We start from the raw sequence: 25448 nt of genomic DNA, 5'->3' as shown, positions 1-25448 counted from the left end.
GATGGTGGAAATCATAGTTTAGAGCTTGAAAAAGATACTATAAAATTCATTGAAATATTAAAAAGTGTAACTTCTGATATAAATGAGTTTTTCATAATACGCCTATGGAGGAATAAGGACCTTAGAAAGTCATATCATTGATATGGATTTTTGTTACAATTTATATTTAAGACAATTAACTGTACACGGTAGATCTGTGTTAACCAGATAGGGTGAGGTATATTAATTTTACTACGAATGGTTTCAGATTTACCCATAATACTTTGAAAAAATATCCAAAATTCTATCCATTCTGAGGTGGATTAGAGCTAATGCTAGTATCAAGGTTCAAATAGAAAAGAGAAGAATGAAATAGTATGAAAATGAGTAGTTTTTCACTTCCCTTATATACAATTATTGGTATAATATTAGAGGAGTTTTAAGGGGGAGAAATAATATGAAAAGAACACTATTATTATCATTTGTTGTATTCCTAACTGTATTTGTTTCGGCATGTAGTCAAGAAAAAGCAAGTGATGGAGAAGAAATTGAGTCGGGAGAAATTTCAAAAGATGTTGAGAAAGAAAATGAAGCAGAGTCAATTGAAGTAGATAAAGGGTTGTTAAATGTTGAAGTAACTCTACCAAACTCGTTTTTTGAGGGAGAAAACATGGACAGTATAACGGCCCAAGCAAAAGAAGATGGCATAAAAGACGTCATACAAAATGATGACGGTACTATTACTTATGTAATGTCAAAGTCTAAGCATAAAGAAATGATGGATGAAATTAAAGATAGTATACTTACGACCGTCGAAGATTACAAAAATAATGGAGACTTTCCTTCAATTAAAGATGTAATACATAATGATTCATATTCAGAATTTACATTAGTAGTAGATCAAGAAAAATACGAGAACAGTTTTGATAGTTTTGCTCAACTTGGATTAGGAATGTCAGGTATGTACTATCAACTATTTAATGGTGTTGATCCACAAGATTATGTTGTAACGATCTTTGTTAAAAATGATGCCACTGGTGATTTATTTAAAACGGTTGTTTACCCAGATGCTTTGGACGAAACAGAATAATGATTAACTGTTATAAAAAAGCGCTCTTATAGAGTGCTTTTTTTTGGCTTTGCAAGTTAAATTATATTAACTGAGAAGGAGTTGTGCTAAAGAAAAAATTATAGAGTTTATTGATACTAATTGGAAATGCCACCTTGTTCATTATTTTCCTTTTCCCTTTCTTCTAAATATCTCTCATATGCTTCTTTTACTCTATCCGTTTTAGGTGCTATTTTTAAAAGTCTCTTGTTGAGATCGTTAAGTAAGTACAGACCTCTAAATAAGCAACCAAGAACGATACCCGAAACGATAATCATAGCAAATGGACCAGTTATAAAGAATAAAAGAGAGCTTAAGATAGTAGCTGCAATTATCGTTAATAACAAAATCACATGAATAACCCCCTTATGATTCTATAATTATATACTAAACGAAAGGAGGAGATGTAATATTCAAAATAAGCAAACAGATTCCACCTTAAGTCGATGATTAACAGTTCGAAATATATACGGGGTAGATGGACCTTTAACGGTAAGCAAAACAAGTATAATAGTAACACTAATATCACTAAATAAAACAACTAGCTGATTACATTCAATCTACGGTAGTTATATAGCTTTCGAAAAGAATGTGTACCATTTTGTAGCTTTTTGGAATTGCTATACACAGTGAGCACATAAATGATATTTCATTACAATATATTTAGGCTTTATCGAGGTGTACAATTACTAGTAGTAATCGTTAAATCCCAGCCTCCTGCAATATTACCTGAATCGTCAGGGAATGCATCAAAAACGAAAAGACTCCAAATGCCGTTAGGATTTGAAAAATTAAACGTACTTAACATTGAACCGAAAGATTGATTAGTAGGCGCTGGTGGTGGTAATGGTACTAGTTCACCTAAATAATTTGCTGGTTGAAATGTACCAGTGGCAAGTGGCAAAAAGAGTGGGATGATGCTTGATCCCATATCATCAAAAGTAAGGGTTATATCGTCTGCTTTACCAAATCCTGCTCCAGCCATAATTGTGGCATTTCTACCGCTAGGAGCAACTAATAATATGACAAGGTCACCGACAAAGGTGTGACTTAAATTATTAATGGATATAACTACTTTCACAATTTTGTCAGTAAATCCAGAGACACATATATTTGACGGATAAGGAGTAGCTGTTCCTTCTTCTGGAATTTGTATAGGCGTGGAATTTTGAAATTTTTTTGTGGTAAAAACGCAATTTGATTTTGGCGCAATTCTACAACGGTATATAGGTGGTATTTTTGACATGAGTTCACCTTCTAAAGGTATTTATTAATATATAATGGTTAAATAACAACAGTTGTATAGGTTGCTATCCTTATGAAGGAGTGGAATTTTTCAAAAGTAAGAAGTTGTACATTTGTCAATGTGGAAAGAGCCTGCTAGTGGGAAATATATACTGCAATATAGATGAGAGCATAAAATTGTTTGTAGCTAATCGAGCAGTTTTTGCGTAAGAATTATGAGGTAACATCGCTTTTAAGTAACAAGAGGATCAAGTTAAAGAAAGTTGACTAACTAATTATTTAAATGGATAGATAGTCATTGTTAAGTTGACTTAAATTTTATTAATTGCTTATATGAAGGTTGCTAATTATACTCTGTGGAAAGTGGTCTTGTGAGTTATTGATACTTATACATTTAAACACAGTCTTGTAAAATATAGATTTGACTAAGCTAGCTGTCAATTAATAGGTGTAGGGACTTCCTTCTAAGAAAATCATAGCGGTGGATTCGAAGTGATACATCTTTCAATGATTTCAAAATTGTAGTTGCCTAAACAATTCTGTCCTGCATCCCCGGAACATATTACTCTTATCTTTGTAACATTTGCAAATAAAATAGAATTATCAGCGGTATTCGGACGATTCGGTGCAGGGATATTAATGGGGGGTTCCATTATTTGCAGTTGCTCCACATTCAGAGTCAAAAGGCTCCATTAATATTCCCGAAAAGAGTGAGACCGTTTTTCGATGTGAACATGTCAATTGATTCATTACATGCTAAACTATAACCGTGTCCATTAAAGAACCGTTCAATAACAGTACAATTACAACAATTCCCACTAGAGCCATCAACGGTAACAGGACAATCACAACAAGCAGAATGTTCTTTAATGATGGTCTCATTGATGCCCAGCTTATTACCGCAACATGACGAAGCTTTATTTGCGCTCAATTTTTCCTCTGCCTTGTACAAATTTCTGCAATAAAATATGTTTGTATTATTATTATGGATAGGCACAGTTGTATATTTTGAAGGAATCATCAATGAATTATAGATTGTAAAATGTTATCGTTAGTAAGATAAATGATAGTTACAACATTAAAAGGTTTTTATAGTGTCTTCTCCTGCTCATAAAAATTTACGACAGCTTTTGCCATATCGTATATTTGTTTCTTTAAACTTTTAGGATGTATAATTTTTATTTGATCTCCGAAGCCTAAAATATATTCTTTTGCTTCTTGTTCTGCATCAAAGCTAAGTATTACTGGTATCCAACCATTTTCTAAAGGAGTTTCTACCTGTAAAATTTGTACAAAACGTCCAGGAAACTTTATTCTTTGAATAATATGAGGTGATACTTCTACATTCACCTCGTATCTCGGTAGGCTGTTAATAAATTCTGTTGTTGAAGATCTCCAAAAGTGCGCCAGGTTAAAGTCATTAGGTCGGTCAAATTCTTCCTTAGTTAGTGTTGCAGACTGCATTCGTGAAGCACGGTAGTTTCTGAATTTTCCATTTGTGTGCGCAACTAAATACCACGTACTCCCTTTAGCGACTAAACCTAATGGGTTTACAATTCGTTCAACACATTGTCCATCTGCACGTTCATATTTAATGTGAAGTTTCTTTTCATCCCATATCGCTTGTTGCAAAGTTTTAAAAGACTCAATTTTTCAGTTGACTGCCGCCATGTACTAGTATCTACATGGATACGGTTCCAAATATCATTCGTATTTTGTTCATAGGTACTAGGAACAGATGCAAGGATTTTTTGCCGTGCTTCATGCCAATCTTTTGCTAAACCTAGATCAGTAAGCAACTGAAGTGATGGAGAAATTAACAATGACATTATTTCATTGTGCTTCAAACCAGTTAAATTTGTCTTGTATTTATCAAGTAATGTCCAGCCCCCTGATTTACCACGTTCCGCAATTACAGGAATTCCCGATATACTTAATGCTTCCATATCACGATGAATCGTGCGTTCTGATACTTCTAATTCCTGTGCTAATTGTTTAGTTGTTAGTTTTCCCTTATTTTGTAACAACAGTAAAATGGAAATCAATCTATCTGCACGCATAAAAATACCCCCTGAAAAATAACAATAACAGAATAATTATTATATGACATAAGGTGACATCATTAAGTATTATACTATTCTTATCAAAAAAGTGGAGGTTGATTACATGAAACAATTAACAGGAAAAATAGCCGTAGTTGCTGGAGGAACAAGGGGAGCTGGGCGTGGAATTGCAATGATGCTTGGGGAAGCAGGAGCAACCGTCTATGTAACTGGAAGAAGTACGAGAGGTAATTTATCTTCAATGGGAAGAACAGAAACGATTGAAGAAACGGCAGAGCTCGTTAATAGTAAAGGTGGAATAGGGATACCAGTTAGAGTTGATCATACGGTTGAAGACGATGTGAAATCTTTGTTTAATAAAATAGAGGAAGAACAAAATGGTAAGCTTGATATTCTCGTAAATGATGTTTGGGGAGGGGATCCACTCACCCAATGGGAAACCCCTTTTTGGGAACATGATTTAGATAATGGGCTTCTAATGCAGAGAAGAGCGGTACATTCCCACATGATTACTAGTCATTATGGTGTTCCGCTTATGGTTAAAAATCAGAGAGGGTTAGTTATCGAAATAACAGATGGTGTAAGCTATGATTATCGAGGAAATTTATATTACAGTTTGGCAAAGATTTCGACCATCCACCTAGCACAAGCGATGTCAAAAGATTTAGAGGATCATAATATTATAGCAGTAGCGGTGAGTCCTGGATATTTACGTTCAGAAGCTATGTTAGATTGGTTTGGTGTCACTGAAGAGAATTGGCAAGAAGGAGCTGCTAAAGATCCACACTTCATCGCTTCTGAAACACCATTTTTTATCGGTAGAGCGATTGCAGCACTCGCGAGTGATCCGAAAGTACAAAACAAAACAGGAAAAGCACTTAGCTCATGGGAATTATCAAGAGAGTATGGATTTAAAGATATTGATGGAAGAAAGCCTGATTGGGGCAAATATTTTGAAGAAAATGTTCAACAAAATCAATAGTTCTCTCGGTTACTTGACATGACGCAATTCTTGAATAGAATCGCGTTTTTTTTGTCTATGATTGAGATATAAATAGTACCCTTGTTTCCTGAATCTTTGGCAACGCTAAGTCCTTCTATTTGCTGCTATTTTTTGCTATCTATGCTTTCCTTAACACGAATGCTAAAAAAATAGATGTTCATTTTTCGTATGCACAATGTCTATATCTTATTTATAATTTTATATATGTACAGTGAAAATACAGCCGAAATGAGAAACTGTAGAGCAATAATAGTGTAACGAAGGTAATGAAGTTATATAAATATCCGAAAGAAATAAAATTGTTATTACCATAGGCTGTTTTGTTGTTTTATCGTACTAGGAAATAAACACGATTACAGCTATCGTTCGTGGCATCTTTTGTTTGCTAAAGACTAAAAAAATCTTATAAAACATACTTCCTTCTCATATTTAGTGAAGATAGCAACAAAGTTTACGAAAAGAGCCTTACAATAATATTGCACAGATAAAATGAGGGATCTGAAATGATTAATGATGAAGCGTTAAAAAAACAATATTACGAAGCATTGTTAGCAAGAAATTCGTCATATGATGGTATTTTCTTTGCTGGAATTAAGACCACAGGTGTATTTTGTCATGCGACATGTCCGGCTAGAAAGCCTAAATATGAAAATTGCAATTTCTATGCAACAGCTGAAGAAGCACTTTTAGCAGGATTTCGTCCTTGTAAGAGGTGTCATCCAATGTCATATCCTAAAGAAATATCTCCGCTTGTACATCAAATGATACAGCTTGTTGAGGAAAATCCAGAAAAAAGGTGGAAGGATGCTGATTTCTCAAAGTTAGGTCTCCATGCAGCTACCGCTAGAAGACAGTTTAAAAAATTTTATGGTATGACCTTTGTACAATATGCGAGAGCTAGAAGAATGGGGATTGCAATGAAATCGATAAGAACAGGTGAAAAAATTATCAATGCTCAAATAGATGTAGGGTATGATTCTTCGAGTGGCTTTCACGATGCATTTTCCAAAATCATGGGAAAAGCACCAACAAAGTCTAAAAGTGTAAAAATGCTATATGCAAACTGGATAGATACTAAATTAGGACCGATGGTAAGTATAGTAGATGATGATTATTTATATTTACTTGAATTTGTTGATCGTAGAGGTTTGGAAAGAGAAATTGAACGTTTGCGAAATAAGTTAAACGCTTCAATCATTCCAGGAGTAAATAAAATATCAAAACAGATTGAAGAGGAAATCACAAACTATTTTACAAAAAAACTAACAACATTTAAAACCCCGATCATCTTACTAGGGTCTGAATTTCAAAAAACTGTCTGGAATGAACTGTTGGAAATTGAATTAGGAAAAACGACTTCATATAAAGAACTAGCTACCTTAATTAATAACCCAAGATCTGTAAGAGCCATTGGTAACGCAAATGGGGCCAATCAATTAGCAATCATCGTCCCATGTCATAGGGTTATCCAATCTAACGGAGATTTAGGTGGATATGGTGGCGGTTTAGAAAGAAAAAATTGGTTGCTAAACCATGAAAAAACGTATAATAACTTACTCTCCAACAAACCAAATTAACCTGATTTATCAAAGCTTTTTTAGAATGCAAGGATGGAATTTTTACCCTTGCATTCTTTTAGTAAGTACAAAGTAGTTTCAAAGTTCATTTCTTAGGCTGTTTTCGTATTGATTGTTGCTTTTCGTACTACTAAAGTTCGTGACATCTTTTCTTGTGTACAATAATGACTAACAATATAAAACCATTTTTGTGTTACTAATTTGATAACATTAGCAACAAAGTTTACGAAAAGAGCCTTACTCTATTATGCATTTGGTGCTCGATATACTTCTTCAAATGGTTGTACTACAACAAAGCCACTACCGCTAAACTTCATTTGAAAACTTTCTCCGCTTCCTCGACCAAACAAACTTTTAAATTGAATATCTGTAACAATATCAGGAGTTAAATTACTAGACCAAGCGATAGTAGAATTTGGGTCTGTCATTACTGGGTTATCAGGAGTTACTTCTAAAGTGAGAGGCTCATAATGACTAGTAAAAGCAATAAGACCATGTCCTTCTAAACGAACATTAAATAGTCCACCTGCTAACATACCAGCAATTTTACGAATCATTTTAATATCCCATTTAACAGTTGACTCGAAAGCCAAAATATCATTTCCATTGATAGAAATAGCTTCTCCATCAAGATTAATAATGTATATCTTTTTCCCACTATCTGAAAAATATACTGTGCCGTTTCCTGATGCTTTCATCAAGCTAACACCTTCTCCAGTAAATTGTTTTTTAAACATTTTACCGATGCCGTGCTCTAAAATGCTTTCTCTTACAAATTTAACTTGGCCCTTATAAGAAGTCATGGAACCGACCTTTGCCCAAACTTCTCCATCTAAATTAACCTCTAACATTCTAGGACTTTCTAGTTCAAATACACCTTGATTTTTTTCCTTTTGCTTCGTTTGATCTACAAACTCTTGAATAGAATATCGCTGATTCAAATAAAACCCCTCCTGAAAAATATTCTGAAACAAGATGGATATCGAAAGTGTTATTGAGGAATATATTTTTGTAAAATGTTTCTGTAATAAAGATAGCATATATCAAATTGATGTGATGTAGAATTTTGTCATTCATTTTATCCGTACATAAACTCATCTTTTATTAGTGCCGGTTAATTTAGTTTTTTTGGTCAAATTTTTCATATATGGGTCAAATCCATGAGTTTATCGGTCAAATGCATGAATTAATGGGTCAAATCCATGGGTTTATCAGTCAAATCCATGAATTCATCCATCGTGGTCAACGATTTAACAAATAGAGAAGAATTTTATTATTTAGATTGTATGAATTCTCTCTCGTATAGTTGGTTGTGGTTACTTAAATGAGCTTATTTTTTCTTTTGAGAAATTCCAATTGACTAAGAAAATCCCAATAAAAATGAGTAGCCCACCTAAATAAACATACCATTGAACAATTTCGTCAAGCAGTAACCATCCAAAAAGTACTCCAAAAAAGGGAGCTAAAAATAAAAAGGCACTCGTTTTACCTGGATCACCTTTATTGAGAAGGTAATACCAAGTTGCAAATTGAACGATAGAACCCATAATAGCTAAATATAACACAATTGATATAGATTCAATATTTATGATCATTTTTGGTGATTCAAGTATGATGCTCAAGAGTAAGAGTACTAACCCACCAAACAGCATTTGATAAGCTGTAAGTACCCATATATCAAAATGAGATCCCCATTTTTTAACTAATATAGTTGCTATAGCCCAAGAAATTCCTGCTCCAAGCCCTAAAAGTGTTCCAGGTTGTAATTGTAAGTGAAACCCAAATGTAACTATTACACCTAGACATCCTATTAAAACACCAATCCATTGATATAATCGGTATTTCATTCGTAGAAAAATGGTACCGAGGATTACTACAAGAAGTGGGTTAATAAATGTTAGAATAGAAGACTCACCCGCTGTAATCGTTCTTAGGCTTAGAAATATACATCCCATAACACCTGTAGTTTGAAAGAGTCCTATAATAAATATCTTCATCCAAGTGTCCTTGGGTGAATGTAGCTTTTTATTCTTAACCCAAAGAGACATTATTAATCCAGCAATTGTAAAGCGTAACCCAACTAAAAGAAATGGTGATACATATGCCAGGCCCATTTTTCCTATCGCAAAAGAAGATCCCATCAGTGAAGTAGCAAGTATTACTAGTAATGTGTAAACAATTGGATTCATAAGTTCCTCCGAATTAACTTTTATATTTAAAGGTAAACTCTTTCTCATTGATTGAAGTAATTGTACTAAAAAAAACACAGGTCCAACTATCGTTTCTTAGCATCTTTTCTTCTAAGAAACAATTGCATAATGCCCGATTTAAATGTAGTAATATTGTATAAATAGCAACAAAAAGTTGCTGTTTTCTCATGGATTGTTGCTTTTCGTATTGAGAAGTACACAACTAGAGACGTGGCTCTTTTCTTCTGTACAGCGATGACAAACAATATAAAAAATCTTTTTATAGTACTAAGCGGATAGCAACAGCAACAAAATTTTACGAAAAGAGCCTAAAAAAAAGACCTGATAAAAAATAAATATTACTGTATGAGTAGCGTAACATGGATATAATAAAATCATAATCGAAATATGGATGTAAAGTTATATTTTTTCACTAACTAAATTGATGGTTCTAAATCAATATATTAGTTATGATCGAGATGACTAAGAATGTGAGGGGAGAATAAATATGAGCGGAAGACCTGATGTAGCAAAGGTTGCCAGCCTTGTGAGCGAAAATTCTCGTGCAGCAATCCTGACAGTATTATTAGACGGTAGATTTCACCCTGCAAGCGAGCTAGCGTATATGGCGCAAATTAAACCTCAAACTGCTAGTTTTCACTTAACTAAAATGGTTGATGCCAATTTAATTACAATGGAAAAGCACGGGAGACACAGGTATTATGGTATTCGTAATCAGGAAGTTGCGCAAGTGATGGAATCTCTACTTTCAATAGCTCCACGTACTGAAATCAAGTCATTAAAACAAGCTTCTGAAGATAAAGCAGTACGTTTTGCACGAACTTGTTATGATCATCTTGCAGGAAGCTTAGGTATACAAATCACTGACTCTTTAGTTAATACAGGTATTCTTTGTAATAACACCACAGAGTTTGAGGTGACAGACAAAGGAGAAGAATTCTTTGCATCTTTTCAAATTAATCTTCGGGAAGTTAAGAATAAGCGTCGTGCATTTGCACATAAATGTTTAGACTGGAGTGAAAGACGTCACCACCTTGCTGGTGCATTAGGAAATGCTTTGCTAGAAAGAATATTGGAGTTAAACTGGATTCAACGCTCAGCCAATTCCAGAGCTATAACAATCACTCCTGCAGGTAAGAAAGGATTTAAAGACATATTCATGATTGATGTTTAAAGCAAGTTGTCTCTAGTACTGAACGGTACTTAATAAGACTGTTTTCACATTAATTCTTTTAAGCATTCTTTCTTCTCTAAAGAGCCATTTCATAGAAGCAATACGATGAGCATAGCAAAAATTGCAATTTGAACACAAAAAATTTATGTTTGCAGTTTTATGTTAAAAATTAGATGTTTGAAACACTTATACAACTAGATTAAGGTGCATCTTTCCTTCTATAACGAAGACTGGACAACTTTATCTGTTAGTTAAGGAACTATAGCAATATAGTTCAAGAAAAGAACCTAAATATTTCAATGCAACTGGTTAATACGAAATATGAATATTAAGAATTTGAACGCTTTTTTATCACTTAGGGCAGGTTGTCAATTTAAATCATGCGAATGCCTTTGATTCTAGAAAACAATAATGATAAGAGTGAGAAATATCTTGGACTCTATCACTTTGCCATTTCTGTAGACTCATAAAAACTGTCAACTCATTAACAGAATGGATTTAAAGCTGTCAGTGAACCTAGAGGTACAGGATATAGATATTATGAATACCATTTTAGATCCTGTTGGAAATAGAGTTGAAATAGTCATTAATGATAGTTAAAGATAAAAAACCTTTACTAAATGGCAAGAAATGAGGTAGAATTTTTTTGTTACATAAATAGAAGATAATGTTAATTTTTTTGCATTGGATTGGAGTATTATTTTGAAGATGATGTTACTTTTTTATTAATACGGGCTTGAAACAAAAGCTCGTATCGATTTTATAGCTATCGATACGAAATTACATATTTCGGGAGGTAGCAAAATGGAACATATTTGTTTTGAATTTAAAAATATTGAAATGACATATATAGATAAAAGGGTATTAAAAATTGAACGGTTAGCTGTGCATCAATTTGATCGAATTGGAATCGTGGGGAAAAATGGTGCTGGGAAAAGTACATTAATCAAGTTGCTTTCTGGGATTGTTCAACCTTCAGTTGGGAAGGTACATCGTTATGTAGAGCATGGGTATTTTGAGCAAATATCAGCACCAACAACTGATGAAGCAGACCCATCGTTACTTGGAAGGTTAGCTGTTCCGCAAAATTCTAACCATTTAAGTGGTGGAGAGCAAACAAGGCTGAAATTAGCACAATTGTTTACACATTATTATGAAGCATTACTAATTGATGAGCCGACAACTCATTTGGACCAAGAAGGTATTTCATATTTACTCGATGAATTGAGATATTACTATGGGGCACTGATAATCGTTAGTCATGACCGTGCCGTACTTGACCAGCTCACCACATCTATTTGGGAAGTCGATGAAGGAGAAGTACACGTTTATAAAGGTAATTACAGCGAGTATGTAGAGCAGAAACAATTAGAACGTGAACAGCAAAATCAAGCTCATGCACAATATATGAAAGAACAGAAGCGTCTAGCAAAAGCAGCGCAAGAAAAAATGAAAAAGGCCGAAAAAGTTGCACAAGCTGGAAGTATGTCAAGGAAAGAAGCGAAGGCTAAAGCGAACCGTATGTTTGAATCGAAGTCTAAAGGGACATGTCAAAAAGCAGTACATCGCGCCGCAAAAGCAATTGAACAACGTAAAGATAGGCTAAAGCATGTGGAAGCAGTGAAAGAGGAAAAGCAAATTGTATTTCACCAATCAAAAGCATTGGAATTGCACAATAAATTTCCAATTATGGCTGATAGATTTAGTCTCGAATTGGAAGATCGTAGATTGTTAGATGAAGTTAGTTTTCAACTCCCTTTAGGGAAAATAATAGCGATAACTGGTGAAAATGGAAGTGGTAAAAGTACACTATTAAAGCACATTGCCAGTCATGCCGTCGGTCTGACGATTACACCAAAAGCGAGAATTGGCTTCTTTCGTCAAATGAGCTATCAATTTACAAGTGATGAAACGATACTGCAATTTATGAAAAATCGTTCAGAATACGATGAGGGGTCACTAAGAAGTGCTCTACATTCGATGCAATTTATAGATACTGATTTATTAAAAAAAGTGAAGACGTTAAGTGGTGGAGAAGCGATGCGCCTCCAGCTCTGCCTATTATTTTTAGGAGAATATAACATATTATTGCTAGATGAACCTACCAATTTTTTAGATATCAGGACTATTGAAGCATTAGAGCGATTTATCTGTGCCTATAAAGGAACAATCATACTTGTATCGCATGATACAAGGTTCATAAAGAATGTGGCAGAGTTACGGTTAAACATTTCTGATAAAAAATTGCAACAACAGTGTTTATGAGTTAGCATATATGGTAGGTTAGACCGTACGTTCTTTATATGATTCTTATTTTCGAGAGAATTTACAATGAGCCGAGTGGAAAAGACGATCAATTTTTAAATTGTATTTTGTGGAGGCTGTATTTCGCATTAATTGTTGCTTTTCCTAATAAGTACGAAACACGTAAATATTTAACAATCGGTATTCTTTTCACCATTAAAGACTTTAAAATTACATTTAAGAGAAACAACAAAGTTTCCGAAAAGATGTAGAAGAGGACTTGTTATATGTCCTCTTTTCTTTTTTTGGAAATTACTCCAAATAATATTTTTAAGCTAACTTTTTACACAAAAGAAGGCACTTTAGAAGATGAAATTTTATAAAATTATTGAATTGGACTTAATAGAAGATGTTCTGGCCTTTGAGCACGACAGTAAAATTCAGGCATTTCACCATCCATAAAATCGTTACTCTTTGCTGTGACGATATCCCTGTAGTAAATTATATTTCCATATTTCCTTTACTCCTGTACATTATTGTATGTCTACGAAGTGTACATTCACATAATTAATATGGTGAATGACATACATTCCAAGTTGCTCTCATTCTCTCAACTCTTATATCAATAAATTACATGCTTAATAAAAATTTCTGTTAAACACTAAGATCATTGTACACCTTGATACATCCATAATTTAAAAACTGTATGATAAATGTACAATTTCGAATCAAACAGCTTACTCTCTTCATATTCATGTAATAACAAATAAAATGAAGAGGTGCATTCACTTGACTACTTTTGTCGTTGACACAAAAACTCACTCCCTTATAACTACACTTCCAGTAGGCATTCCAGCCGCTTTCTCAGGGGCTCCTCAATCTTTAACACCAGATGGCAAGCTTGTTTATACTATTAATGTAAATGGCCGTTCAGTATCTGTTATTGATACAAAGACACATTCAGTAATTGCTACGATTCAATTTGATGCTTCTACCCTTCCACAAGCTATTGATACTTCTCCAGATGGCAAATTAGTTTACGTTACTACAAATCTAGGTACTGTACCTGTTCTTGATGTAAAAACGCATTCAATAATCGCTACAGTTTCTATAGGAGAACTCCCTCTTACTTCGGTAAAGTTTACACCAGATGGAAAGCTTGCTTATGTTTTAGGTTTCAGAAGTTCTGAGCCCGGTACTCTCTCAGTTATTGATACAAAAACTCACACAGTTGTTGCTACTCTGATTCTTCCAGAAGATAGCACATTACCGTTATTTATTTCTTTTACACCAGATGGAAAATTAGCCTATATAAACGCAGGTACAACCGATTAAATAGCATTCAAATGAAGTTGTTAGCCCCATGGTCATCCCAAGATTAAAATATCATCATTATTTTATTTATTTTGATCTTCCTTAAAGGCTGTTTTCACATATGTTGTTGTTTATAAAAGATAAACACGTATACAACTTTTTTAATAGGAAAACAGCCATTGACTTTAGCCATTTATAAAATATTTATTTCCATTAAAACTCACTTGAATTTTTGCCTCCCCCATCTTATTATAAATTGAGCTAATCCACTAATAGATCTCATAACCTTGATTAAATGGGGGATCTATTGACCAAAAAATGATAAAAGGATTCACTATTATGAACTCCATAAAATACTTCCAATTCAAATGTTTACTTTATATTACTGTGTTTTTTCTTTTTGTCCTTGGTACTATTAACATTCGAAAACCTTTCTCAGCTCTTACTAAAGTTGATCTTCTTCAAATAGGGTTAATTTTCTTTTTCTTTTTATCAGCATTAAGTTTATATGACGAGATTTCAGAGCGTTTCTCTAATATACGACCCCTACAAAGGTTTATATTGTCTACATTCTCTTTTTTACTAGCTACCATTCTAGGTGGAATGATTGCTTTTCCTCTAGTAAAATAAATTGAGAATGATAATTGAGGCTATTTTGTTCAAATTTAATTATGAACATCTAAAACAACTTACATATTGATTAAGAGTCATTTAATGAATAGACACGATATTTTGCTGGTATTTCAGTTATATTTTGTATATGCTTAGAAACTTGTAAAATATCAACAATTTCTTCACCATTACTAACATAAATCTCCCCAGTATATGAACAATAATTTCTGTTTTCTTTAATAACAATCCCAGTAGAAGAAGACATATCCATATAGGATTCATCATATTTTACACTGTCAGTTGATGATAAATATAGTGTGGCTAACTTACTCAATTGCTCATGTTCTTTTACATGACTTAATATGAAAACTTCATCCACAAGCATTTTATCGTGCAGAGTAAGAAAATCTTCTATTTGTAGTATTTCAGATTTCAACACGTTTGAGAGCGATTGTGATTGAAGATGAATGTCTTCACGTACAACTGTTTTAAAAATTTCTTGTATAAGCAGATCCTTACCAACAACAAAAGGATGACCGAAGCCATACTTGTATAAACTCTCCTTCATGCTTATCATTCGTTCTATTTGAGGAACTGCGGAGACATCAATCATTAAAGTATTTCCTTTCAACCGAAGGGAATCAATTAAAATATCAATGTCATAAGGATTAATGTGTAAGTGAGAATAATACAAATCTCTATTCCAAAAATCAAGCTGATCGAGTGATAGTGAACCAAATAGAATTTCTTCAAGGATTTTGTACTTACTACCACCTCTTAATATATGTAAAACATCGTTCAGTAAGTTTGGGGTTCGGTCTAATATATTTCTGATTTCTGCGTTTTCACTAATGATTCGAAGCGTTACTTCTCCATGATCATGACCTGATATGAGTTGGAAGCAATGTGAAAAGGGACCATGCCCGATATCATGTAAAAATGCTGCAACTTTAGCAAGTTTTTTTTCATACTGAGTAAGAGAAATGTCTCCCCGTGCACTTAGGCTAGAGATAACTCGCTTCAGCAATTCATAGATTCCTAGGGAATGCTCAAACCTAGTATGAATTGCTTCGTTATGTAGAAAAAATGTATTACCTTGCTGTTTAATGAGAGATAACCTTTGAAATGCTTTCGTTTTAACTATTTCTATCAAGTCATCATCTTCAATTTGGATTGTCTTATAAATGGGATCATTGACTATCATTTCTACCTCCTGAGTTTAAACTGTAACTATTTGATTCTCCAATGCTATGGCAATAACATTATACCAAGATGAACAAAAAAATTAACATAAAATATTATTTGTTAATTTGTAGGTATATCTTATTACAGGCTGTTTTCTTATTTATTGTTAAATCCTTACAAAGTAGAATTCATAGCATTTTTTCATTTAAGGAAACGATCACATATAAACTCGCTTTCAGTGGTTTATTTGAAAAAATAATAAAAAGTATGCTAAGGAAAATAATAGAGGAAGTAGTGCGCTTATGGGCTGTTAGTAAACATCAACAAGACATGAGGTTGTGAGCTTGAGAATGATGCATTTTGAGCTTCTAGGGTATCACATTTTTAATATGTCAAGAATTTAGAGAAATGTCCTTTCATTGTAATATCGGTATCATTGTACTAGATTAATTGTATTACGGAGGTCGCATAAAGTTTTGTTTAGGGGATTATTTACATTGACTCATTCTGAGCTAATGATGCTTAATGTATCAGAAATTACACTATACTAACTACACTATGAGTTCACAGCAGAAGGAATGAACTCATAGTGTTTAAGATCGTCAATTAAAGAGCCAGCTATACACGGGTGTATTGATAATCAATCTAATTCCATCGTACCCTTGCCACGTGCTAAAAATTCAGCGTATTGTATAAATAAGACACCAATTAAGAAAAACACACAACCAATGAAGAATAAAATGTCAATAAAAACACTAGTAAGTTGAAGGTAGATATGAACCCTTCCGTTATTACAGAAGGATAATCCATAGCTTTTCTAAGAAAAAACGTTGACCATTTGTATAATGTATGAATAGAAATATCAACCTATAAGATCATAAAAATTCGCAAATCAAACCCTAATCGTTAAATCTAGTATTGTTAGTTTCTAATGATGTATGGGCAAGTTTGTGAAGTCACTACCTTCCAATACTAGTATTTCGACTGTATAAATTTGTAAAGTCTTAGCTATTAATCTACGTTGCTTTTATTAAAATATTTCAGAAGATGAATATAGTAAAATTAGTTTATCTGAAGGTATGAGTAAAAATTGAATAAACTTTATTTAAAAAATTTGTTTACAGGTGTCACAAAATGAACTTTCAAACGACTGATTAAATATAAAACAGGAAAAGAAGGTGATGATGGGATTGAACGAAGATAAGCAGCAACTTGTAATGGATTGGTACGAAAAATATTATGACGACGTGTACCGCTTTATTCTCTTTATGCTTGGTGATAAACAATGCTGTGAAGATCTAGTTCATGACACATTCGTGCGTGCGTATATTTCATATGACAAATTTGGCAACCGCTCGAATATAAAAACATGGTTGTTCAGCATTGCCAAGCATTTGGTAATTGATGAAATTCGCAAAAGAAAGAGAAGAAGACTTGTTTCGGTAGTTAAAGAAATTCCTTCACCTATTAATATCGAACAGTATATTGAAAATAAAGAAGCGGTCATGCAATTAATGGAGTCTATTCAAAAAATAAAACCAAATTATCGACTAGTAATTATATTAAAGAAAGTGGAGGAGTGTTCAACAAGAGAAATTGCAGAAAGTCTTGGCTGGTCCGAAGCAAAAGTACGTAAAACATTGTCAAGAGCATTGCAATTACTTAAAAAAATGAAAGGAATCGAAGAAGGAGGCGGCCGTATTGAACAAACATTTTGACGACCAATGGAAGCTGCTCCAACAAATTGGACCAACGAAAAATCAAAAAGATAAGATGAGAACAAGGCTTTTGAAATCTATTCAAGATCACCAGGTTGTTCACACGCCAAGACGGGCATTGCTATTAAAAAATTTCATCGCTGCTGCAATCCTACTAATGATTTGTGGAAGTTTTTTATGGCTGATTCTAGAAGAAAGTGCACAGCCACGAACGGCATATGAAGAATCATTTGAGTATAATCAGCTCAGCTGGATGTTAACTGATGTCTATCCCGAGAAAACTGGTGACGATATTCTTCTTTATAGGAAAGATGATCCAGTTGAAGTAGGTACGGTGACAGAAGTAACTGAAGAGGAGAAACAAGAGTTAGTTCATTCATTACCAATGTTTGTGGAAGAAACGCTTGAGAATTTTCCTTATCCAATGACTATGTATATTGAACATGCTAAGACGATGGATGCTGCGTTACGATATCACTTCTTTGTTGAATTTACGGATGGGAATTGGGTTCACATTACATTTGATTACCCAAAGCTTGAATATGCTGAAATTTTTCACGCAATGTCCACTTTGGAACTTAAAGGGAAGGAACCATATGTTCATAATGAACAGCTCTATGTCACACACGGCTATGATGACTTGTTGTATCCTGCTGGATTAGAGCCGATTTCCATTTCCCGTGAGAAAGAACATTATTACTGGGCAAATGCTTCGAATAGAGTATATTTTGACTACGTAGATAAAATTGTTAATGGACTTGGAGGCTGGGAGTTGCGATCTGTTAAGGGGCTTACTTATACATTTGTTCAAGAAAGATTTGAAACAGAATTATCAATCACTTTAGATAGCAAAGAAATAGCATATGAGTTTGTTTATCATGATCAAGACGAGTAGCTATATAAGTTACTAAAGTTTGTTGTTAATGAAAATAAATTAGCATAGTTAGATTTAATGCTGTACAATTGGAAAATATATTAAAATATACCTTTTATAAAATGTCTGTTTCAATTATAATAAATATAATCTTTCAAACGGGGTGAATGAAATGTCTTATCGTATTGTTCGAAGTAATTAGTTTTCGGGCTGGGCAAAAACGCGTACCAGCCATCAAGGGTGAAGTCTGCCCTTTTGTCGAAAACGAAATCTTTGAACAGTGTCGAGAGTCATTAACATACTTTTTAAAGCCAAGGCACTGGACTGTATTTTAAGAAAGTCTATGAGTCTTGGTTTTTTATATTTGAAAGGTGGATATATAAAAATGAATGAATTAGAATATAAAGATTTTTATGATAAAGTTGGAAAAGTAAATGGTTGGGATTTTAGTAAATTGAAGTCCACTTCAGTAGGGGTAAAATGGCATTTTTATGATGAAGTAGTGAAAAGGTGCAAATCTTCTGATGTATTGCTTGATATTGGTACAGGTGGCGGAGAAAATGTGTTGAACATTGCTCGTTCAGCAAATTTCTTGGTTGGAGTAGATATATCTAGTGGAATGATGGAAACAGCTCAAGCAAATCTTGCGAAATCAAATGTTTCAAATGTACGATTTTGTCAATTACCATCGGATAATTTACAATTTCCTGCAGAGTTTTTTGATATCGTTTCATGCTGCCATGCCCCATTTAATGCAAAGGAAATTTCAAAGGTATTAAAGAAAGGCGGAATTTTTTTAACTCAACAAGTCAGTGAAGGCGACAAACTAAATTTAAAAACAGCATTTGGTCGCGGACAATCGTTTGGAGAAAAGGATGGAACATTACAAGAAACATATGTACAAGAATTAATCAAAGCAGGTTTTTCAAATGTCCAAACCTTCGATGAAAATGCTCTTGTTTATTACGAAAGGCCAGAAGACCTTATTTTTCTGTTAAAGCATACACCTATTATTCCTAGATTTGGAGAGGAAAAACAAGACTTAGACATATTGAAGGGCTTCATAGAACAAAACAATACTAATAAAGGAATTTGTTCAAACTCTAAACGATATCTCATAATAGCAACTAAATAATAGAATAGAGTTTTATAACTATACAGGCATTCATGATGTGATAAATTATACTGCCAATTGCTTATGAGAAGCTTATAATATATAGAAAAATCATTGCTTATGAGTGAATCCCCCTATTAAGCAAAGGGTACAAACTTACAAACCTTAACAGAATATGGAGACAATTCACTGTGAGCATTTAATAAGTATATGAACTTGATTCTAGGATGATAAATCCCAATATGTCTTTTTATAAATTACATATTGGGATTAAATTATGCAATCGGTCGTTATGATAGGCCCTATTATGTTATTTGAATAATGTAGTTCATATTTTATAAGATCAGCTTCTATAACCTCCTATAAGTCTTTTGCACGAATTCTGCCAATCCATTTTTCATTCTTACACTATTCTTTCAAACTATGTCAGTTCAAAATGATAACTTATCAAAATTTTACTATTATAGTATTTTTTTATACGTAATTGTGCAACTTATACATCACATCATTCGTCAAACATATATAAGAAGTTTTCTATAAAAGGGTGAGTATTAAGAAAATAATTTACTTTTCGATTCAGAGTTGGTTATTTTACAAATTTAATAGTGAAAGGTACACGATTTTAAGAGAGTGGGTGACACTGGAGTTCAAACTAAATCATGTCCCTCCTCTTAGGACAGCATAGGCAATAAAGGAAAAGAAATTGAATTTAAAAGTCATAAGTTAATTCAACGCTATGGTCTGTTTGTATAGTTGAATATGCTATAACAACTTGATAATAATAGAAAAATAATTATAGTAGGTGCATGGATGAAAAAGAAACAGAAAAACAATAAGAAGAAAAGGAACCATCTCCCATTTCGGTTGAATGTGTTATTTTTTATCGTCTTTTTACTATTTTCAATATTGATTTTAAAGCTTGGACTTACTCAGATTGTATATGGGGAAGATTATCGACGTGAAATTGAAAAAAAAGAAGAGGTGACGGTAAGTGCATCCGTTCCAAGAGGGAAAATATATGATAGGAACGGTAAAGTCATTGTAGACAATTTACCGTTAAACGCAATCACATATACTGGCTATCAAGGTACAACTGCTGAGGAGCGTCTTAAGGTTGCGAGAGATCTAGCAATTTTCATTGACAAAGATACTAAAGATGTTACTGAGCGTGATAAAAAAGACTTTTGGATGTTAACTCATCCTGAAGAAGCTTTGGAAAAAGTAACAGATGCAGAATTAAAGAAACTAGATGATGGTGGTCTTGAAGCAACAGATATATACAAGCTTCAGCTTAATAGAATTACAGAAGAGGAGCTTGCCATCATTACAGGACAGGAGCTTGAAGTGCTTGCAATTTATCGTGAATTTAGTGGTTATGCACTCACACCACAAATTGTAAAAAGTAACAGTGAAAATAAGAATGATGAAGTTTCTGAAGAGGAATATGCAGTTGTAAGTGAGCATTTATCACAATTGCCAGGAGTAGATACGACGACAGATTGGGTGCGTGAATATCCGTACGGTGATACCTTTCGAACAGTATTAGGAAATATTACATCATCCAAGGAAGGGTTACCTTCTGAAGTAGCTACCTATTATGTCGCTAAGGAATATAGTCGTAATGACCGTGTAGGTAAAAGCTATATTGAGAAGCAATACGAAGATGTTCTACATGGTCAAAAAGAGAAGGTTAAAAATATAACAGACAAGGCAGGTAATCCCCTTAATCAGGAAGTTATTACAGAAGGTGCGAATGGTAAAGATCTTGTTCTTTCTATTGATATGGATTTGCAAATTGCAATTGAAAAAATTATTGAAGAGGAATTAGTAACTGCAAAAAGCAAATCGGGGTCTGCATTTTTAGACCGTGCCTTTGTCGTTATGATGAACCCTACTACTGGTGAAGTACTATCATTAGCTGGGAAGCAATATGTGAAAAATGATCAAGGTGAAGTGGAATTTTTGGATTTTGCTAGGGGAACTTTTCAGTTGTCGTATGCGATGGGTTCAACAGTAAAAGGCGCGACAGTGTTAACAGGCTTTGAAACAAATACAATTAAACCAGGTACTACCTTTATTGATAGTCCATTGAATATTAATGGTTTACCAAAAGGATCATATAAAGTGTTAGGTCCTGTAAACGACCTTGATGCGCTTAAAAAATCTTCTAATGTCTACATGTTTCATACAGCAATTGGGGTAGGTGAAGGTAATTATGCTTATGGAAAACCATTGTATATAAATACAGCTGCTTTTGACACGTTTCGTTATTATTTTAGTCAATTTGGTCTAGGGGTAAAAACAGGGATTGATTTACCTGGTGAACAAACTGGCTTTGCTGGAACAGATACACTCCCAGGTTTATTATTGGATCTATCTATTGGGCAATATGACACGTATACACCACTCCAGCTAGCACAATATGTATCTACTATTGCTAATGGTGGTTACAGGGTGAAACCACAAATTGTCAAGGATATTCATCAACCATCTGATGGTCAAAATGGACTTGGTCCAATTTTAAAGGAATTTAAACCTGAAATCTTAAATAGAGTTGATATGAAAAAAGAGTATATTGAACAAGTGCAGGAGGGGTTTCGTCAAGTAATGCAAGAATCTGGAGGTACTGCTGTAGGTTCTTTTGGAGACAAACCCTATAAACCAGCTGGGAAAACAGGAACCGCTCAAGTAGATGTGGATAAGTCGGAAAATGTAGCTTATGCTCATAATTTAACTCTTATTGGCTATGCACCTTATGACAATCCAGAGGTTGCATTTTCGGTTGTCGCTCCTACTGCAGACTATGGGAATAGTAAAACCTCCATCAATTTAAACATAGGCGAGAGAATTTTAGATGAATACTTCAATTTAAAGCAAAACAGAGCCAATGGTACGGAACAAGAAGTTATCGATGAGGCTGAGTCTGAATTAACCGATCCCACAAGTGAAGAAGAAAATGAGTAGTGATTGAGAGAGAGGGGCTAAATTTAGGAAATATCTATAAATTAGCTCCTCATATTAATTTGAAAGATTGTCATTCTTAGATAGTTTGCACTAGTCTACTATAATTTTCTTTTTCTGTATTATGTATAACTACATTGAGAAAACAAACAACCTTTTATATGGGAGGATTCCGATATTGACCCCGATAAAAAAAGCTTATGGGTATGTTACTAGAATGAAAGAAGGAAAAACACAAGTTTTAGTCTTTCAACATCCAATATCTGCAGCAGGAATACAAATACCAAAAGGCACAGTTAAACCTCATGAAAGTACTTATCATGCTGTAATAAGAGAAATTGAAGAAGAGACTGGGCTGAAAGATTTTCTTATTGAATATTTAATTGCGGAAGACTTATGGGAAAATGATGACGGTGCTATACATCATCGGTTTTTTTATAAAGTTTCTGTAACGACTGCATCAAATGAATGGGACTACGAGCCAACAGGCGGAGAGGAGGAAGAAGGACTAACGTTCCATTTTTTCTGGATTTCTTCAGAAAATGAGGTTGAACTTATTAGAGGACATGGTGATTATTTAAAGCTTGTCTTTGATTGAACATTGCATCTATGCATCCCTAACTTAAGCTATATGTGGAACATTTGTTATTTAACATTGTTTTAGCGATCGGAAATCGACACACCGGCGTTATATAACTTTAATGAATGTACTGCTGAGGTATTAATTTTTCACTAAGTAATTCAAAAGGCATGATTTATTATGGTATGTCACTTTATTAAAATTTGCAGATATATATACTACTGATTAAATAATCCTTAAGTGTAACAAATAAAGTTTTTAACGAACGAAGAAGGCTTGTAATGGCTAGGACAATATCATGATTCACACTTTATTTTCTGGGGAGAACGTAGGAGAGAATTATCCTCAACAAGCATTAACATGATTATATGGAGAATTGTTTATTGCCTGTCAGCTTGGGAGTCTATTAGAATTGTGTATAATCGCGCTATATGCCATTAAAAGACTTATAACTAAATTGGGAATTACGGAAACGTTATGAATGATAATGACTTATTTTCTAAAAATACAGATATGATTATTGGGAAAACACGACGAAGGCTAATACATACGAGTCGCAGTTTAATGTGGTAAAAAATCGAAAAATTAAGAAATAATACATTGATACTGCTAATGAAGTATGATATAGTAACTGGAAATTAGAGGTGATAAACATGACCTATTGTATAAGTTTTATTTCATTCGAACAATTTCATCATCATAACAATTAGCTGTGCTATACGATCCAAAAAATCGTACATAGGATGGCTATTTCTTATTAAATCGCATTTGACTAAGTTAACAACTTATCTCAGATGCGATTTTTTTATTTAGGTTCTTTTCGGAGACTATGTTGCTTTTGTTCTATAAATTTGAGCAACTGATGTGAATGATATGATTTTTATAGTCTGTTGAGAAGAACAGATGTCACGAACTCTAGTTGTGTATGTGTTTCTTAATACGAAAACTGCTTACTTTAATTATGGAGGAAGAAAAAATGAAAAAAATGGCTTATCAAAATGTCAAAGGAACGAAAGATTACTTACCAAGTGCTGAGATAATAAGAAGAGATATTAAAAGAACGTTAGAAGATGTATTTATCAAATACGGATGCAAACCACTAGAGACACCTATTTTAAATTATACGGAATTACTTGCTTCAAAATATGGGGGTGGAGCTGAAATATTAGAAGAAATGTATGCATTATCTGACAGAGGAGCAAGAGATTTGGCTTTAAGATATGACCTCACGATCCCCTTTGCCAAAGTAGTTGCGTTGAATCCGACCTTGAGGATGCCTTTGAAAAGATATGAAATTGGTAAAGTATTCAGAGATGGACCTATAAAAACAGGTAGACTTAGAGAATTTACGCAGTGTGATGTTGATATTGTTGGAGTAGAATCACAATTAGCTGAAGCTGAATTATTAATCATGGCATTGGATGCCTTCCGCCAACTCGATTTAGATATCATTATCCAATATAACAATAGAAAATTATTAACTGGCATATTGGAAGTATTTCAAACAGAGGATAAAAAGATTAATAAAGTTGTGATGATATTAGATAAGCTTGAAAAGGTTGGCTTAGACAATGTAATAAATGAGCTTGATGAAATAGGACTGTCGAAGTTAACGATTAAATCCATCAAACAATTTATCACTGCTAACAATCATACAAGCTACAGTTACTATCAATCATTCGCTGAACAAAATGAACGAGTAAAACAAGGACTTGATGATTTACAAGAGCTAGATAATTATTTGGAATTACTTGATGTCAGTGAACGATGTGAATTTAACCCATTTTTAGCAAGAGGGTTAGAAATATACACAGGTACGATCTATGAAGTTTTTTTGTCAGATTTATCACTGAAATCAAGCATCGGGAGTGGTGGGAGATATGACAATGCAATTGGTGGACTTATTGGAACGAATGAAAAATATTCGACAGTCGGAATTTCCTTTGGTTTAGATGTCATATATACAGCTATGAGTCAGTCTAAGAAACTAATTGACAAGACGGATCTAGATTATTATTTAGTACCAATAAACACTGAGAGAGAATGCTTGTTAGTAGCCAACTATTTAAGGAATCAAGGCTATAAGGTTGAATTGGAAATGAGTAACAAAAGATTAGGAAAGGCTCTTGATAAGGCAAACAAAGAGAAAATACCTTATGTAATTATTGTCGGAGAAGATGAAGTGAAGAAAAATCAACTAATAATAAAAAATATGTCTTCAGGAGAAGAGAAGTTCGAAGCTTTTCAATTTAATAGTTAAACTGCTTATATTATCAATGGTTCAACCATATAAACAGTGAATGACCGGTATACGATGGGTATATTTTGTTACAACCATGACAAGATTACAGCATAATTATATGTGACAGTGACCGCTTTTGAAAATAAGTCGAAGTTTGACAAGGTAAATATGTAAGAATATGATTAAAATGGGTAAGTAACGGTATAATTATATATATTTTCCATTGGTAAGGTCTACACGAACAG

General features: G+C 33.5%; 18 protein-coding genes and 1 pseudogene. 12 read left to right on the top strand and 7 right to left on the bottom strand.

The genetic code is table 11. The features are described 5' to 3' along the window. The first annotated feature begins 436 nt into the window (after positions 1–436). Positions 437–1069, top strand: coding sequence for a hypothetical protein (locus V1503_RS02270; RefSeq protein WP_410624501.1), 633 nt, complete (start codon positions 437–439; stop codon positions 1067–1069). 116 nt (positions 1070–1185) lie between these two features. On the opposite strand, the gene V1503_RS02265 is transcribed toward V1503_RS02270, so the two are convergent. The 4 genes and pseudogenes from V1503_RS02265 to V1503_RS02250 form a co-directional block, all read right to left on the bottom strand. After that, entirely contained in the window at positions 1186–1440 is a 255-nt protein-coding gene (locus V1503_RS02265; protein WP_320259641.1) for a hypothetical protein, read from the bottom strand. 317 nt (positions 1441–1757) lie between these two features. Continuing rightward, entirely contained in the window at positions 1758–2333 is a 576-nt protein-coding gene (locus tag V1503_RS02260; RefSeq protein WP_410624500.1) for a hypothetical protein, read from the bottom strand. Between the two features lie 678 nt (positions 2334–3011). Further along, positions 3012–3263, bottom strand: coding sequence for a hypothetical protein (locus V1503_RS02255; protein WP_410624498.1), 252 nt, complete (start codon positions 3261–3263; stop codon positions 3012–3014). 158 nt (positions 3264–3421) lie between these two features. Beyond that, positions 3422–4392: pseudogene (locus V1503_RS02250) on the bottom strand (helix-turn-helix transcriptional regulator). A 106-nt stretch (positions 4393–4498) separates the two neighbouring features. Here V1503_RS02250 and V1503_RS02245 point away from each other — a divergent pair. Beyond that, positions 4499–5377 carry an SDR family oxidoreductase gene (locus V1503_RS02245; protein ID WP_410624496.1) on the top strand — a complete coding sequence of 293 codons (879 nt, stop codon included), beginning with the start codon at positions 4499–4501 and terminating at the stop codon, positions 5375–5377. A gap of 524 nt (positions 5378–5901) precedes the next feature. After that, positions 5902–6975 (top strand): bifunctional transcriptional activator/DNA repair enzyme AdaA, encoded by a 1074-nt coding sequence (locus tag V1503_RS02240; RefSeq protein ID WP_410624494.1) that lies wholly within the window; start codon positions 5902–5904, stop codon positions 6973–6975. Positions 6976–7220: 245 nt separating this feature from the next. Here V1503_RS02240 and V1503_RS02235 read toward each other — a convergent pair whose 3' ends face one another. Next, entirely contained in the window at positions 7221–7916 is a 696-nt protein-coding gene (locus tag V1503_RS02235; RefSeq protein ID WP_250886781.1) for an AIM24 family protein, read from the bottom strand. Positions 7917–8291: 375 nt separating this feature from the next. Then, a complete protein-coding gene (locus V1503_RS02230; protein ID WP_410624492.1) occupies positions 8292–9164 on the bottom strand; it encodes a DMT family transporter in 873 nt (290 codons plus the stop codon). Positions 9165–9672: 508 nt separating this feature from the next. Between V1503_RS02230 and V1503_RS02225 the strand changes: the two genes are divergently transcribed. The 3 genes from V1503_RS02225 (at position 9673) to V1503_RS02215 (ending at position 13938) form a co-directional block, all read left to right on the top strand. After that, positions 9673–10359 (top strand): ArsR/SmtB family transcription factor, encoded by a 687-nt coding sequence (locus tag V1503_RS02225; RefSeq protein WP_214484033.1) that lies wholly within the window; start codon positions 9673–9675, stop codon positions 10357–10359. Between the two features lie 804 nt (positions 10360–11163). Then, positions 11164–12624, top strand: coding sequence for an Msr family ABC-F type ribosomal protection protein (locus V1503_RS02220; RefSeq protein ID WP_410624489.1), 1461 nt, complete (start codon positions 11164–11166; stop codon positions 12622–12624). A 768-nt stretch (positions 12625–13392) separates the two neighbouring features. After that, positions 13393–13938: a cytochrome D1 domain-containing protein gene (locus tag V1503_RS02215; protein WP_410624484.1), complete on the top strand. Its 546-nt coding sequence runs from the start codon at positions 13393–13395 to the stop codon at positions 13936–13938. Between the two features lie 679 nt (positions 13939–14617). On the opposite strand, the gene V1503_RS02210 is transcribed toward V1503_RS02215, so the two are convergent. Further along, entirely contained in the window at positions 14618–15733 is a 1116-nt protein-coding gene (locus V1503_RS02210; protein ID WP_410624482.1) for an HD domain-containing protein, read from the bottom strand. Positions 15734–16904: 1171 nt separating this feature from the next. On the opposite strand from V1503_RS02210, the gene V1503_RS02205 reads away from it, so the two are divergent. The 6 genes from V1503_RS02205 to V1503_RS02180 all read left to right on the top strand — a co-directional run bounded on the left by V1503_RS02205 (position 16905) and on the right by V1503_RS02180 (position 25221). After that, entirely contained in the window at positions 16905–17432 is a 528-nt protein-coding gene (locus tag V1503_RS02205; RefSeq protein WP_410624480.1) for an RNA polymerase sigma factor, read from the top strand. Beyond that, complete coding sequence (locus V1503_RS02200) at positions 17416–18327, top strand: hypothetical protein (RefSeq protein ID WP_410624478.1); 912 nt, start codon at positions 17416–17418, stop codon at positions 18325–18327. Before V1503_RS02205 ends, V1503_RS02200 begins: the two co-directional genes overlap by 17 nt. A gap of 364 nt (positions 18328–18691) precedes the next feature. Continuing rightward, the gene (locus V1503_RS02195; RefSeq protein ID WP_410624476.1) at positions 18692–19441 is read left to right on the top strand and encodes a class I SAM-dependent methyltransferase; all 750 of its coding nucleotides are present in this window, start codon (positions 18692–18694) and stop codon (positions 19439–19441) included. Between the two features lie 789 nt (positions 19442–20230). Beyond that, positions 20231–22384, top strand: a complete 2154-nt coding sequence (locus V1503_RS02190) for a peptidoglycan D,D-transpeptidase FtsI family protein (protein WP_410624474.1) — start codon at positions 20231–20233, stop codon at positions 22382–22384. A 175-nt stretch (positions 22385–22559) separates the two neighbouring features. Then, a complete protein-coding gene (locus tag V1503_RS02185; RefSeq protein ID WP_410624472.1) occupies positions 22560–22979 on the top strand; it encodes an NUDIX hydrolase in 420 nt (139 codons plus the stop codon). A 958-nt stretch (positions 22980–23937) separates the two neighbouring features. Further along, positions 23938–25221: a histidine--tRNA ligase gene (locus tag V1503_RS02180; RefSeq protein ID WP_410624470.1), complete on the top strand. Its 1284-nt coding sequence runs from the start codon at positions 23938–23940 to the stop codon at positions 25219–25221. Positions 25222–25448: the final 227 nt, after the last annotated feature.

Source organism: Nanhaiella sioensis (assembly GCF_046557775.1).
Taxonomy (GTDB): Bacteria; Bacillota; Bacilli; order Bacillales; family SM2101; genus Nanhaiella; species Nanhaiella sioensis.
This window is presented reverse-complemented; position numbering and strand designations above follow the sequence as displayed.

What these genes read in the sequence shown, in the direction of transcription:
- V1503_RS02270 (WP_410624501.1), top strand. Translation starts at nt 437, where the DNA reads ATGAAAAGAACACTATTATTATCATTTGTTGTATTCCTAACTGTATTT.
- V1503_RS02260 (WP_410624500.1), bottom strand. Translation starts at nt 2,333, where the DNA reads ATGTCAAAAATACCACCTATATACCGTTGTAGAATTGCGCCAAAATCA.
- V1503_RS02245 (WP_410624496.1), top strand. Translation starts at nt 4,499, where the DNA reads ATGAAACAATTAACAGGAAAAATAGCCGTAGTTGCTGGAGGAACAAGG.
- V1503_RS02240 (WP_410624494.1), top strand. Translation starts at nt 5,902, where the DNA reads ATGATTAATGATGAAGCGTTAAAAAAACAATATTACGAAGCATTGTTA.
- V1503_RS02230 (WP_410624492.1), bottom strand. Translation starts at nt 9,164, where the DNA reads ATGAATCCAATTGTTTACACATTACTAGTAATACTTGCTACTTCACTG.
- V1503_RS02225 (WP_214484033.1), top strand. Translation starts at nt 9,673, where the DNA reads ATGAGCGGAAGACCTGATGTAGCAAAGGTTGCCAGCCTTGTGAGCGAA.
- V1503_RS02220 (WP_410624489.1), top strand. Translation starts at nt 11,164, where the DNA reads ATGGAACATATTTGTTTTGAATTTAAAAATATTGAAATGACATATATA.
- V1503_RS02210 (WP_410624482.1), bottom strand. Translation starts at nt 15,733, where the DNA reads ATGATAGTCAATGATCCCATTTATAAGACAATCCAAATTGAAGATGAT.
- V1503_RS02195 (WP_410624476.1), top strand. Translation starts at nt 18,692, where the DNA reads ATGAATGAATTAGAATATAAAGATTTTTATGATAAAGTTGGAAAAGTA.
- V1503_RS02190 (WP_410624474.1), top strand. Translation starts at nt 20,231, where the DNA reads ATGAAAAAGAAACAGAAAAACAATAAGAAGAAAAGGAACCATCTCCCA.
- V1503_RS02180 (WP_410624470.1), top strand. Translation starts at nt 23,938, where the DNA reads ATGAAAAAAATGGCTTATCAAAATGTCAAAGGAACGAAAGATTACTTA.